We start from the raw sequence: 12701 nt of genomic DNA on the forward strand, positions 1-12701 counted from the left end.
TTGCCTGGCGGCCTTAGCGCGGTGGTCCCACCTGACCCCATGCCGAACTCAGAAGTGAAACGCCGTAGCGCCGATGGTAGTGTGGGGTCTCCCCATGCGAGAGTAGGGAACTGCCAGGCATCAAATTTAGCAGTAAGCCGGTTATAAACCGGTGGTTGTAAAAGAATTCGGTGGAGCGGTAGTTCAGTCGGTTAGAATACCTGCCTGTCACGCAGGGGGTCGCGGGTTCGAGTCCCGTCCGTTCCGCCACCCTAATTAGGGGCGTAGTTCAATTGGTAGAGCACCGGTCTCCAAAACCGGGTGTTGGGAGTTCGAGTCTCTCCGCCCCTGCCAGAAATCATCCTTAGCGAAAGCTAAGGATTTTTTTTATCTGAAATAACCCTCTCCGAAGTAAATCCTTCTACCGGCATCCTTGCCAGCCATTCAGATTAATACACTTCATCCAGCACGTTAATTTTCAATAGATCGCGAATCAACGCATTTTTATCGCTATTTTGTAGCCATATGGCATAAAGCGGCCGCGAAAGTGTTGTGCTATCGACAACGGTATGCAGGCCGCCTTTTTTACGTGCCCAACTGACGGGTAGCCAGGTGCAACCATTAAGCATCGCAATCTGTTGCTGTGCCAGTTCAGCAGAACTGGTTGTCAGAATGGGAACTTCGTCAGCACCGATCAAACCTGCCTCATGCTGTTGAAAATCTGGCCCCCACTCTAGTCGCAGATAGTTAAGATCTCCCTTTAGTTTAGAAGGGGCACTGGTATAAAGCGCTAAAGTGAAATACCCCAGCAACTGACTACAAAATTCGTCCATTTTGGGGGCTTCAGTTGTAATAAGAAGATCAAGCTGGCGTTCATGTAACTGTTTTACCAGAGACTGCCGTTGGGCAATTCGCGCTTCGAACTGTAAGCCTGTATGGACATCCTGATTTTGATACAAACGTCCCAGCCACTGATTAAGCATACACTCCCACAGCGAGGCGCTGGCACCGATAGAAAACTCATTATGTCGTGAGGTATGCGCCACCTCCTTGCGGGCGGCCTGCCAGGTGCTCATGAGCGTTTCTGCATAAGGAAGAAGCTTTTCTCCGGCAGCGGTTAAACGGATATTGTTTCTGTGGCGGGTGAAAAGATTCACACCCAGTTGATTTTCCAGTTGTCTGATTCGAAAGCTCACGGCTGATTGGGTCAGATAGAGCGATTCAGCCGCTCGACCAAAGTGACGCGTTCGGCTAACTTCCAGGAAAGTTTTTAACAATTCCGTATCCACAGTGCTCTCCGCAAAATTATTTGTCGTTATGATTTAAATGTTTTGTTTTACACTCTGTCAAGCGTAACTAATACTCCGCGCCATAACTAGCTCGGTCAAAGAATTAGGAGCGTGCAGGATGGCGGAAAGCTTTACGACGACTAATCGATATTTCGACAATAAACATTATCCACGTGGATTCTCTCGTCATGGTGACTTCACCATCAAAGAGGCACAACTGCTTGAGCGTCATGGTTATGCCTTCAATGAGTTGGATCTTGGCAAACGCGAGCCGGTTACCGAGGAAGAGAAACTCTTCGTAGCAGTATGCCGTGGCGAACGTGAACCAGTGACAGAAGCAGAACGCGTGTGGTCCAAGTATATGACGCGTATCAAGCGTCCAAAACGTTTTCACACCCTTTCCGGCGGTAAACCGCAGGTTGAAGGTGCTGAAGACTACACCGATTCTGACGATTAATAAAAAGGGCGAAATGCCCTTTTTTTATGTCAGTAGTTTTTGCAGATGGATGAGCAAACGGTCAATCGCACGATAGCTAACTGCCTCCTGCAAATGCTGACGTGTGATAATGTCAGACTGATCAATATCAGCAATGGTTCGTGCAACTTTCAATAACCGCTGCCAGGCACGAATCGATAACCCCAGATGGATCAGCGTTTCTTCCAGCCACTGCGCATCTTCGCTTTCAAGCTTGCAGAATTGGCGTATTTCCGGATTATCCAGCCAGGCGTTCAGTTTATTCTGCCGCTTAAATTGGCGCTCTCTGGCGGCCATTACACGTTGTTTAACGGTGGTGCTGTTTTCTCCCGGCACTACCGTTTTACTCAAAATGCCGGGGGGCGGTAATGGGATCTCCAGTGAGAGATCGAAGCGGTCGAGAAAGGGCCCCGAGAGCCGGTTGAGATAACGTAATGTCTGTTCTGGTGTGCAGCGGTTATGGTTTCCCTGATAATGTCCGGTAGGGCTGGGATTCATTGCCGCGACAAGCTGGAAACGGGCTGGATAGGTTATTTTTGCTCGTGTGCGTGAAAGATGGATCTGCCCGGATTCAATCGGCTCTCGCAAGGCATCCAGTGTACGCCGTTCAAATTCAGGTAGCTCATCAAGAAAAAGCACGCCGTTATGCGCCAGCGAAATTTCACCTGGCCCTGGAATTGCACCACCGCCCACCATCGCAGTTAACGACGCACTGTGATGAGGTGAGCGGAACGGGCGATGCCGCCATTGTTTTTGTACTGATTCAGCATTTACCAGACTTAATATCGCAGCGCTCTCCAGTGCCTCTTCATTGCTTAAATCTGGCAAAAGGCCATTAATACGGCTGGCGAGCATTGTTTTACCTGTTCCCGGCGGTCCAATCAGTAAAAGGTTGTGCCCGCCAGCGGCGGTAATTTCCAGTCCTCGCTTTCCTTGCTCCTGACCGACAACATCACTGAGATCATGTTGTAGCGCCCGGGATACTGCATTAGTTGGTTTCGGGTGTTCGAGAGCGTGCTTACCTTCCAGAAACGCGCAGACAGCCTGCAGATGATCGGCTATCAGGCATCCTTCACCGTTAATTAGCCCCACTTCATCTTCGTTATCTTTCGCGACGATAATTTTTCTGCCCGACTTAATAGCTTCAGTTGCACTGGAGATTGCGCCGGGAACGCCACGCAGAGCGCCTGTAAGCGCCAGTTCTCCGACTAATTCATATTCATCTAACTTATTGGCTGTAAGCTGTTCTGAGGCCGCCAGTAACGCAATAGCGATAGGCAAATCATATCGTCCCCCTTCTTTTGGCAGATCGGCTGGAGCAAGGTTGATGGTGATTTTTTTCGCCGGATATTCATATCCGCTATTGATAATGGCGCTGCGCACGCGATCGCGAGCTTCTTTTACCGTTGTTTCTGGTAAGCCCACCATCGTTAAGCCTGGTAGACCTTTACTGATATGTACCTCAACAGTGATTGGGGGCGCATTTACTCCCAGGGCTGCGCGGGTATGAACAATTGACAGTGACATAAGCCCTCCTTGAGTCACCATTATGTGCATAAGATATCGCTGCTGTAGCCCGCTAATTCGTGAATTTTAGTGGCTGATTCCTGTTTATTTGTGCAAGTGAAGTTGAGTTGTTCTGGCGGTGGAATGATGCTCGCAAAAATGCAGCGGGCAAAGGATGAACTACGAGGAAGGGAACAACATTCATACTGAAATTGAATTTTTTTCACTCACTATTTTCTTTTTAAAAAACAACAATTTCTCTTGAGATTATTAAAGACATCATAAAAATCGGCCAAAAAATATCTTGTGCTATTCGCAAAATCTATGGTAACTCTTTAGGCATTCCTTCGAACAAGATGCAAGAAAAGACAAAATGACAGCCCTTCTACGAGTGATTAGCCTGGTCGTGATTAGCATGGTGGTGATTATTATCCCACCGTGCGGGGCTGCACTTGGACGAGGAAAGGCTTAGAGATCAAGCCTTAACGAACTAAGACCCCCGCACCGAAAGGTCCGGGGGTTTTTTTTGACCTTAAAAACATAACTGAGGAGCAGACAATGAATAACAGCACAAAATTCTGTTTCTCAAGATTCAGGACGGGGAACTAACTATGAATGGCGCACAGTGGGTGGTACATGCGTTGCGGGCACAGGGTGTGAACACCGTTTTCGGTTATCCGGGTGGCGCAATTATGCCGGTTTACGATGCATTGTATGACGGTGGCGTGGAACACTTGCTGTGCCGACACGAGCAAGGTGCAGCAATGGCGGCTATCGGTTATGCCCGTGCTACCGGCAAAACTGGCGTTTGCATCGCCACGTCTGGTCCAGGTGCAACCAACCTGATAACCGGGCTTGCGGACGCGCTGTTAGATTCCATCCCCGTTGTTGCTATCACCGGTCAGGTATCCGCACCGTTTATCGGCACTGACGCATTTCAGGAGGTGGATATTCTGGGGTTGTCGTTAGCCTGCACCAAGCACAGTTTCCTGGTGCAATCACTGGAAGAGTTACCGCGTATCATGGCCGAAGCGTTTGACGTCGCCAGCTCTGGTCGTCCTGGTCCGGTTTTGGTCGATATTCCAAAAGATATCCAGTTAGCCAGCGGCGATCTGGAACCGTGGTTCACCACTGTTGAAAACGAAGTGACTTTCCCACATGCCGAAGTCGAGCAAGCGCGTCAGATGCTGGCAAAAGCGCAAAAACCGATGCTGTACGTTGGCGGTGGCGTGGGCATGGCGCAGGCAGTTTCGGCTTTGCGTGAATTTCTCGCTGCCACAAAAATGCCTGCCACCTGTACGTTGAAAGGGCTGGGCGCAGTAGAAGCAGATTATCCGTACTATCTGGGCATGCTGGGGATGCACGGCACCAAAGCGGCGAACTTCGCAGTGCAGGAGTGCGATCTACTGATCGCCGTGGGTGCACGTTTTGATGACCGGGTGACTGGCAAACTGAACACCTTCGCACCACACGCCAGCGTTATCCATATGGATATCGACCCGGCAGAAATGAACAAGCTGCGTCAGGCACATGTGGCATTACAGGGTGATTTAAATGCTCTGTTACCAGCATTACAGCAGCCGTTAAATATCAATGACTGGCAGCAATACTGCGCGCAGCTGCGTGATGAACATACCTGGCGTTACGACCATCCCGGTGACGCTATCTACGCGCCGTTGTTGTTAAAACAACTGTCGGATCGAAAACCTGCGGATTGCGTCGTGACCACAGATGTGGGGCAGCACCAGATGTGGGCTGCGCAGCACATCGCCCACACTCGCCCGGAAAATTTCATCACCTCCAGCGGCTTAGGCACCATGGGTTTTGGTTTACCGGCGGCGGTTGGCGCACAAGTCGCGCGACCGAACGATACCGTCGTCTGTATCTCCGGTGACGGCTCTTTCATGATGAATGTGCAAGAGCTGGGCACCGTAAAACGCAAGCAGTTACCGTTGAAAATCGTCTTACTCGATAACCAACGGTTAGGGATGGTTCGACAATGGCAGCAACTGTTTTTCCAGGAACGATACAGCGAAACAACCCTTACCGATAACCCCGATTTCCTCATGTTAGCCAGCGCCTTCGGCATCCCTGGCCAACACATCACCCATAAAGACCAGGTTGAAGCGGCACTCGACACCATGCTGAACAGTGATGGGCCATACCTGCTTCATGTCTCAATCGACGAACTTGAGAACGTCTGGCCGCTGGTGCCGCCAGGTGCCAGTAATTCAGAAATGTTGGAGAAATTATCATGATGCAACATCAGGTCAATGTATCGGCTCGCTTCAATCCGGAAACCTTAGAACGTGTTTTACGCGTGGTGCGTCATCGTGGTTTCCACGTCTGCTCAATGAATATGGCCGCCGCCAGCGATGCACAAAATATAAATATCGAATTGACCGTTGCCAGCCCACGGTCGGTCGACTTACTGTTTAGTCAGTTAAATAAACTGGTGGACGTCGCACACGTTGCCATCTGCCAGAGCACAACCACATCACAACAAATCCGCGCCTGAGCGCAAAAGGAATATAAAAATGACCACGAAGAAAGCTGATTACATTTGGTTCAATGGGGAGATGGTTCGCTGGGAAGACGCGAAGGTGCATGTGATGTCGCACGCGCTGCACTATGGCACCTCGGTTTTTGAAGGCATCCGTTGCTACGACTCGCACAAAGGACCGGTTGTATTCCGCCATCGTGAGCATATGCAGCGTCTGCATGACTCCGCCAAAATCTATCGTTTCCCGGTTTCGCAGAGCATTGATGAGCTGATGGAAGCTTGTCGCGACGTGATCCGCAAAAACAATCTCACCAGCGCCTATATCCGTCCGCTGATTTTCGTCGGTGATGTTGGCATGGGCGTAAACCCGCCAGCGGGATACTCAACCGATGTGATTATCGCCGCTTTCCCGTGGGGGGCGTATCTGGGCGCAGAAGCGCTGGAGCAGGGGATCGATGCGATGGTTTCCTCCTGGAACCGTGCTGCACCAAACACCATCCCAACCGCAGCGAAAGCTGGAGGTAACTACCTCTCTTCCCTGTTGGTGGGTAGCGAAGCGCGCCGCCACGGTTATCAGGAAGGTATCGCGCTGGATGTGAATGGTTATATCTCTGAAGGCGCAGGAGAAAACCTGTTTGAAGTGAAAGACGGTGTGCTGTTCACTCCACCGTTCACCTCCTCCGCGCTGCCGGGTATTACCCGTGATGCCATCATCAAACTGGCGAAAGAGCTGGGAATTGAAGTGCGTGAACAGGTGCTGTCGCGCGAATCCCTGTACCTGGCGGATGAAGTCTTTATGTCCGGTACGGCGGCAGAAATCACGCCAGTGCGCAGTGTAGATGGTATTCAGGTTGGTGAAGGCCGTTGCGGCCCGGTTACCAAACGCATTCAGCAAGCCTTCTTCGGCCTCTTCACTGGCGAAACCGAAGATAAATGGGGCTGGTTAGATCAAGTTAATCAATAAATACAAAAAATGGGACGGCACGCACCGTCCCATTTACGAGACAGACACTGGGAGTAAATAAAGTATGCCTAAGTACCGTTCCGCCACCACCACTCATGGTCGTAATATGGCGGGTGCTCGTGCGCTGTGGCGCGCCACCGGAATGACCGACGCCGATTTCGGTAAGCCGATTATCGCGGTTGTGAACTCGTTCACCCAATTTGTACCGGGTCACGTCCATCTACGCGATCTCGGTAAACTGGTTGCCGAACAAATTGAAGCGGCTGGCGGCGTTGCCAAAGAGTTCAACACCATTGCGGTGGATGATGGGATCGCTATGGGCCACGGGGGCATGCTTTATTCACTGCCATCTCGCGAACTGATCGCTGATTCCGTTGAATATATGGTCAACGCCCACTGCGCCGACGCCATGGTCTGCATCTCTAACTGCGACAAAATCACCCCGGGGATGCTGATGGCTTCCCTGCGCCTGAATATTCCGGTGATCTTTGTTTCCGGCGGCCCGATGGAGGCCGGGAAAACCAAACTGTCCGATCAGATCATTAAGCTCGATCTGGTTGATGCGATGATCCAGGGCGCAGACCCGAAAGTTTCTGACTCCCAGAGCGCTCAGGTTGAACGATCCGCCTGCCCAACCTGCGGTTCCTGCTCCGGGATGTTTACTGCTAACTCAATGAACTGCCTGACCGAAGCGCTGGGCCTGTCGCAGCCGGGCAACGGCTCGCTGCTGGCAACCCACGCTGATCGCAAGCAACTGTTCCTCAATGCTGGTAAACGCATTGTTGAATTGACCAAACGTTACTACGAACAGGATGATGAAAGCGCACTGCCGCGTAACATCGCCAGTAAGGCGGCGTTTGAAAACGCCATGACGCTGGATATCGCGATGGGCGGCTCTACCAACACCGTTCTTCACCTACTGGCGGCGGCGCAGGAAGCGGAAATCGACTTCACCATGAGTGATATCGATAAGCTCTCCCGCAAAGTACCGCAGCTGTGTAAAGTTGCGCCGAGCACCCAAAAATACCATATGGAAGATGTTCACCGTGCTGGTGGTGTTATCGGTATTCTCGGCGAGCTGGATCGTGCGGGGTTACTGAACCGTGATGTGAAAAATGTACTTGGCCTGACGTTGCCGCAAACGCTGGAACAATACGACATCATCGTGACCCAGGATGATGCGGTAAAAAATATGTTCCGCGCTGGCCCGGCGGGCATTCGTACTACACAGGCATTCTCGCAGGATTGCCGCTGGGATACGCTGGACGACGATCGCTCCAATGGCTGTATCCGCTCGCTGGAACACGCCTACAGCAAAGACGGCGGCCTGGCGGTGCTCTACGGTAATTTCGCAGAAAACGGCTGCATCGTTAAAACCGCAGGCGTCGATGACAGCATCCTCAAATTCACTGGCCCGGCGAAAGTCTACGAAAGCCAGGACGACGCGGTAGAAGCGATTCTCGGCGGTAAAGTTGTCGCCGGAGATGTGGTAGTAATTCGCTATGAAGGCCCGAAAGGCGGTCCGGGGATGCAGGAAATGCTCTACCCAACCAGTTTCCTGAAATCAATGGGTCTCGGTAAAGCCTGTGCGCTGATCACCGACGGTCGTTTCTCTGGCGGCACCTCTGGTCTTTCCATCGGCCACGTCTCACCGGAAGCGGCAAGTGGCGGCAGCATTGGCCTGATTGAAGATGGTGACCTGATCGCTATCGACATTCCGAACCGTGGCATTCAGTTACAGGTAAGCGATGCCGAACTGGCGGCGCGTCGTGAAGCGCAGGAAGCTCGTGGCAACAAAGCCTGGACACCGAAAAATCGTGAACGTCAGGTTTCCTTTGCGCTGCGTGCCTACGCCAGCCTGGCAACCAGCGCCGACAAAGGCGCGGTGCGTGATAAATCGAAACTGGGGGGTTAATGATGGCAGACTCACAACCTCTCTCCGGCGCCCCGGAAGGCGCCGAATATTTAAGATCGGTGCTGCGCGCGCCGGTCTACGAAGCGGCGCAGGTTACGCCGCTACAAAAAATGGAAAAACTCTCGTCGCGTCTCGATAACGTGATTCTGGTGAAACGCGAAGACCGTCAGCCAGTTCATAGCTTTAAGCTGCGCGGCGCATATGCCATGATGGCGGGCCTGACGGAAGAACAGAAAGCGCACGGCGTGATCACCGCTTCTGCGGGTAACCACGCGCAGGGCGTCGCGTTTTCTTCCGCACGGTTAGGCGTGAAGGCACTGATCGTCATGCCAACCGCCACCGCCGATATCAAAGTCGACGCGGTGCGCGGCTTCGGCGGCGAAGTGCTTCTTCACGGCGCGAACTTTGATGAAGCAAAAGCGAAAGCGATCGAACTATCACAGCTGCAGGGCTTCACCTGGGTGCCGCCGTTCGACCATCCGATGGTGATCGCCGGGCAAGGCACGCTGGCGCTGGAACTGCTCCAGCAGGACGCCCATCTCGACCGCGTATTTGTGCCAGTCGGCGGCGGCGGTCTGGCGGCGGGCGTGGCGGTACTGATCAAACAACTGATGCCGCAAATCAAAGTGATTGCCGTGGAAGCGGAAGACTCCGCCTGCCTGAAAGCGGCGCTGGATGCAGGTCATCCGGTTGATCTGCCACGCGTGGGGCTGTTTGCCGAAGGTGTTGCGGTGAAACGCATCGGCGACGAAACCTTCCGTTTATGCCAGGAGTATCTCGACGACATCATCACCGTCGATAGCGATGCCATATGTGCGGCGATGAAAGACCTGTTCGAAGATGTGCGCGCGGTGGCGGAACCCTCTGGCGCGCTGGCACTGGCGGGAATGAAAAAATATATCGCCCAGCACAACATTCGCGGTGAGCGGCTGGCGCATATTCTTTCTGGTGCTAACGTGAACTTTCACGGCCTGCGCTACGTCTCGGAACGTTGCGAACTGGGCGAACAGCGTGAAGCGTTGCTGGCGGTAACCATCCCGGAAGAGAAGGGCAGCTTCCTGAAGTTCTGCCAGCTGCTTGGCGGGCGCTCGGTCACCGAGTTCAACTACCGTTTTGCCGATGCCAAAAACGCCTGCATTTTTGTTGGTGTGCGCCTGAGCCGTGGTCTCGAAGAGCGCAAAGAAATTTTGCAGATGCTCAACGATGGCGGCTACAGCGTAGTGGATCTCTCCGACGACGAAATGGCGAAGCTGCATGTGCGCTATATGGTCGGCGGGCGTCCGTCGCATCCGTTGCAGGAACGCCTCTACAGCTTCGAATTCCCGGAATCGCCGGGCGCGCTGTTGCGCTTCCTCAACACGCTGGGTACGCACTGGAACATTTCTTTGTTCCACTATCGCAGCCATGGCACCGACTACGGGCGCGTACTGGCGGCGTTCGAGCTTGGCGATCATGAACCGGATTTTGAAACCCGGCTGAATGAACTGGGCTACGATTGCCACGACGAAACCAATAACCCGGCGTTCAGGTTCTTTTTGGCGGGTTAGTGGTTCGGCAAAATCTTCCAGAACGCCTCAATCAGCGGCTCATGTAGCCGCTTTTTCTGCACACACACGCCCAGTTCAAACGGCGTTTTTTCATCACTGCGCTCTAAAATCATCACGCGGTTACGCACCGGTTCCGGGCTGTTTTCCAGCACCACTTCCGGCAACAAGGCTACGCCACAGCCGAGCGCTACCATCGACACCATCGCTTCATGCCCGCCGACCGTAGCGTAAATCATCGGGTTGCTGATTTTGTTGCGTCGAAACCACAGTTCAATGCGCCGGCGCACCGGTCCCTGATCGGCCATGATAAACGGCACTGTAGACCAGTCCGGCTTATCTGCCGAAACTTGGTTACGCACCGGGCAGGGTAGCGCAGGGGCAATCAGCACTACTGCCAGATTCTCCAGCATCGAAAATGCCACTGCGCCGGGCAGAGTCTCCGGTTTCCCGGCAATCGCCAGATCCGCTTCGCCAGTGACGACCTTTTCCATCGCATCTGCCGCATCACCAGTCGTGAGTTTAATCTCCACCGACGGGTGTTCCGCGCGGAAGCGATCGAGAATCGGCGGCAGATGGCTGTAGGCAGCGGTCACCGAGCAGAAGATATGTAATTCGCCAGAGAGCGACGGTCCTTGCTGATCGATGGTGTGGCGCAGCTGTTGATACTGCAACAGCGTTTGCTGGGCGAAAACGCGCAGTTCTTCGCCTGCTTCGGTTAGCGTTACCGTGCGGTTATCGCGCACAAACAGCGGCTGACCGAGATCGTCTTCCAGGCGCTGAATCTGCCGAGAGAGCGTGGACGGGCTAACGTGCATTGCCCGCGCGCTGCGGCCAAAATGGCGGCTTTCCGCCAGATGCAGGAAGGTTTTCAGATCGCGTAAATCCAATGGCGCAGCCCTTAATGTTGACGTTGCAGAAATTGCAATGTGACGTTGTGAATATATCAATTTCCGCAATAAATTTCCTGTCATATAGTGAATTCAATCTCGCAAACGCGAACCGAACAATAAGAAGCACAACATCACGAGGAATCACCATGGCTAACTACTTCAATACACTGAATCTGCGCCAGCAGTTGGCACAGCTGGGCAAATGTCGCTTTATGGGGCGCGATGAATTCGCCGATGGCGCGAGCTACCTTCAGGGTAAAAAAGTAGTCATCGTCGGCTGTGGTGCACAGGGTCTGAACCAGGGCCTGAACATGCGTGATTCTGGTCTCGATATCTCCTACGCTCTGCGTAAAGAAGCGATTGCCGAGAAGCGCGCATCCTGGCGTAAAGCGACCGAAAACGGCTTCAAAGTTGGCACTTACGAAGAACTGATCCCGCAGGCGGATCTGGTGGTTAACTTGACGCCAGACAAGCAGCACTCTGACGTAGTGCGTTCCGTTCAGCCGCTGATGAAAGACGGCGCGGCGCTGGGCTACTCTCATGGTTTCAATATCGTAGAAGTGGGTGAGCAGATCCGTAAAGACATCACCGTCGTAATGGTTGCGCCGAAATGCCCTGGCACCGAAGTACGTGAAGAGTACAAACGTGGATTCGGCGTACCGACGCTGATTGCCGTTCACCCGGAAAACGATCCGAAAGGCGAAGGCATGGCGATCGCTAAAGCATGGGCGGCTGCAACCGGCGGTCACCGTGCGGGCGTTCTGGAATCCTCTTTCGTTGCGGAAGTGAAATCTGACCTGATGGGCGAGCAAACCATCCTGTGCGGTATGTTGCAAGCTGGTTCTCTGCTGTGCTTCGACAAGCTGGTGGAAGAAGGCACCGATCCGGCATACGCAGAAAAACTGATTCAGTTCGGTTGGGAAACCATCACCGAAGCGCTGAAACAGGGCGGCATCACCCTGATGATGGACCGTCTTTCTAACCCGGCGAAACTGCGTGCTTACGCGCTCTCTGAGCAATTGAAAGAGATCATGGCGCCGCTGTTCCAGAAACATATGGACGACATCATCTCCGGCGAATTCTCCTCCGGCATGATGGCTGACTGGGCCAACGACGATAAGAAACTGCTGACCTGGCGTGAAGAGACTGGCAAAACCGCATTCGAAACCGCGCCGCAGTATGAAGGCAAAATCGGCGAACAGGAGTACTTCGATAAAGGCGTACTGATGATCGCGATGGTAAAAGCAGGAGTTGAGTTGGCGTTTGAAACCATGGTTGATTCCGGCATCATCGAAGAATCTGCTTACTATGAATCACTGCACGAACTGCCGCTGATTGCCAACACCATCGCCCGTAAGCGTCTGTACGAAATGAACGTGGTTATCTCCGATACTGCCGAGTACGGTAACTATCTGTTCTCTTACGCTTGTGTGCCACTGCTGAAACCGTTTATGGCAGAGCTGCAACCGGGCGACCTGGGTAAAGCTATTCCGGAAGGTGCGGTAGATAACGCGCAGCTGCGTGATGTAAATGAAGCGATTCGCAGCCATGCGATTGAGCAGGTAGGTAAGAAACTGCGCGGCTATATGACGGATATGAAACGTATTGCTGTTGCGGGTTAATAGCGATTCAG

12 protein-coding genes, 2 tRNA genes and 1 rRNA gene are annotated in these 12701 nt (G+C 53.0%); 12 read left to right on the forward strand and 3 right to left on the reverse strand.

The genetic code is table 11. The annotated features are described in order from the left end of the window. Nucleotides 1–3: 3 nt before the first annotated feature. From rrf to C4F37_RS21810, 3 genes are all read left to right on the forward strand, one after another. Nucleotides 4–119: ribosomal RNA gene (rrf, locus tag C4F37_RS21800) — 5S ribosomal RNA — on the forward strand. A 53-nt stretch (nucleotides 120–172) separates the two neighbouring features. Continuing rightward, nucleotides 173–249, forward strand: a tRNA-Asp gene (locus C4F37_RS21805). Between the two features lie 8 nt (nucleotides 250–257). Then, nucleotides 258–333: transfer RNA gene (locus C4F37_RS21810), tRNA-Trp, on the forward strand. A 95-nt stretch (nucleotides 334–428) separates the two neighbouring features. Here C4F37_RS21810 and hdfR read toward each other — a convergent pair. Then, the gene (hdfR, locus tag C4F37_RS21815; RefSeq protein WP_000379257.1) at nucleotides 429–1268 is read right to left on the reverse strand and encodes an HTH-type transcriptional regulator HdfR; all 840 of its coding nucleotides are present in this window, start codon (nucleotides 1266–1268) and stop codon (nucleotides 429–431) included. A 118-nt stretch (nucleotides 1269–1386) separates the two neighbouring features. Here hdfR and maoP point away from each other — a divergent pair, with 118 nt between their 5' ends. Next, entirely contained in the window at nucleotides 1387–1725 is a 339-nt protein-coding gene (maoP, locus tag C4F37_RS21820; RefSeq protein WP_000841001.1) for a macrodomain Ori organization protein MaoP, read from the forward strand. 24 nt (nucleotides 1726–1749) lie between these two features. Here the strand turns inward: maoP and C4F37_RS21825 are convergent, their stop codons facing one another. Then, nucleotides 1750–3270, reverse strand: coding sequence for a YifB family Mg chelatase-like AAA ATPase (locus C4F37_RS21825; RefSeq protein ID WP_001540186.1), 1521 nt, complete (start codon nucleotides 3268–3270; stop codon nucleotides 1750–1752). Between the two features lie 352 nt (nucleotides 3271–3622). Between C4F37_RS21825 and ilvL the strand changes: the two genes are divergently transcribed. The 7 genes from ilvL to ilvA all read left to right on the forward strand — a co-directional run bounded on the left by ilvL (nucleotide 3623) and on the right by ilvA (nucleotide 10178). Continuing rightward, nucleotides 3623–3721, forward strand: a complete 99-nt coding sequence (ilvL, locus tag C4F37_RS21835) for an ilv operon leader peptide (RefSeq protein ID WP_032139988.1) — start codon at nucleotides 3623–3625, stop codon at nucleotides 3719–3721. 86 nt (nucleotides 3722–3807) lie between these two features. Continuing rightward, nucleotides 3808–3858: a peptide IlvX gene (gene ilvX, locus C4F37_RS21840; RefSeq protein ID WP_001387183.1), complete on the forward strand. Its 51-nt coding sequence runs from the start codon at nucleotides 3808–3810 to the stop codon at nucleotides 3856–3858. A 2-nt stretch (nucleotides 3859–3860) separates the two neighbouring features. Further along, the gene (gene ilvG, locus C4F37_RS21845; RefSeq protein WP_001540188.1) at nucleotides 3861–5507 is read left to right on the forward strand and encodes an acetolactate synthase 2 catalytic subunit; all 1647 of its coding nucleotides are present in this window, start codon (nucleotides 3861–3863) and stop codon (nucleotides 5505–5507) included. Beyond that, complete coding sequence (ilvM, locus tag C4F37_RS21850) at nucleotides 5504–5767, forward strand: acetolactate synthase 2 small subunit (protein ID WP_000983255.1); 264 nt, start codon at nucleotides 5504–5506, stop codon at nucleotides 5765–5767. The genes ilvG and ilvM overlap by 4 nt, the downstream gene beginning before the upstream one ends. A 19-nt stretch (nucleotides 5768–5786) precedes the next feature. Continuing rightward, the gene (gene ilvE / locus C4F37_RS21855; RefSeq protein WP_000208520.1) at nucleotides 5787–6716 is read left to right on the forward strand and encodes a branched-chain-amino-acid transaminase; all 930 of its coding nucleotides are present in this window, start codon (nucleotides 5787–5789) and stop codon (nucleotides 6714–6716) included. A 64-nt stretch (nucleotides 6717–6780) separates the two neighbouring features. Continuing rightward, nucleotides 6781–8631, forward strand: a complete 1851-nt coding sequence (gene ilvD, locus C4F37_RS21860) for a dihydroxy-acid dehydratase (RefSeq protein WP_001127366.1) — start codon at nucleotides 6781–6783, stop codon at nucleotides 8629–8631. Between the two features lie 2 nt (nucleotides 8632–8633). Beyond that, complete coding sequence (gene ilvA / locus C4F37_RS21865) at nucleotides 8634–10178, forward strand: threonine ammonia-lyase, biosynthetic (protein ID WP_024193512.1); 1545 nt, start codon at nucleotides 8634–8636, stop codon at nucleotides 10176–10178. Here the strand turns inward: ilvA and ilvY are convergent. Further along, complete coding sequence (ilvY, locus tag C4F37_RS21870; RefSeq protein WP_000365762.1) at nucleotides 10175–11065, reverse strand: HTH-type transcriptional activator IlvY; 891 nt, start codon at nucleotides 11063–11065, stop codon at nucleotides 10175–10177. The two genes, ilvA and ilvY, sit on opposite strands and share 4 nt — an antisense overlap. Before the next feature lie 149 nt (nucleotides 11066–11214). Here ilvY and ilvC point away from each other — a divergent pair, with 149 nt between their 5' ends. Beyond that, nucleotides 11215–12690 carry a ketol-acid reductoisomerase gene (gene ilvC, locus C4F37_RS21875; protein ID WP_001296589.1) on the forward strand — a complete coding sequence of 492 codons (1476 nt, stop codon included), beginning with the start codon at nucleotides 11215–11217 and terminating at the stop codon, nucleotides 12688–12690. Nucleotides 12691–12701: the final 11 nt, after the last annotated feature.

Source organism: Escherichia sp. R1, from assembly GCF_003000935.1.
Taxonomy (GTDB): Bacteria; Pseudomonadota; Gammaproteobacteria; order Enterobacterales; family Enterobacteriaceae; genus Escherichia; species Escherichia coli.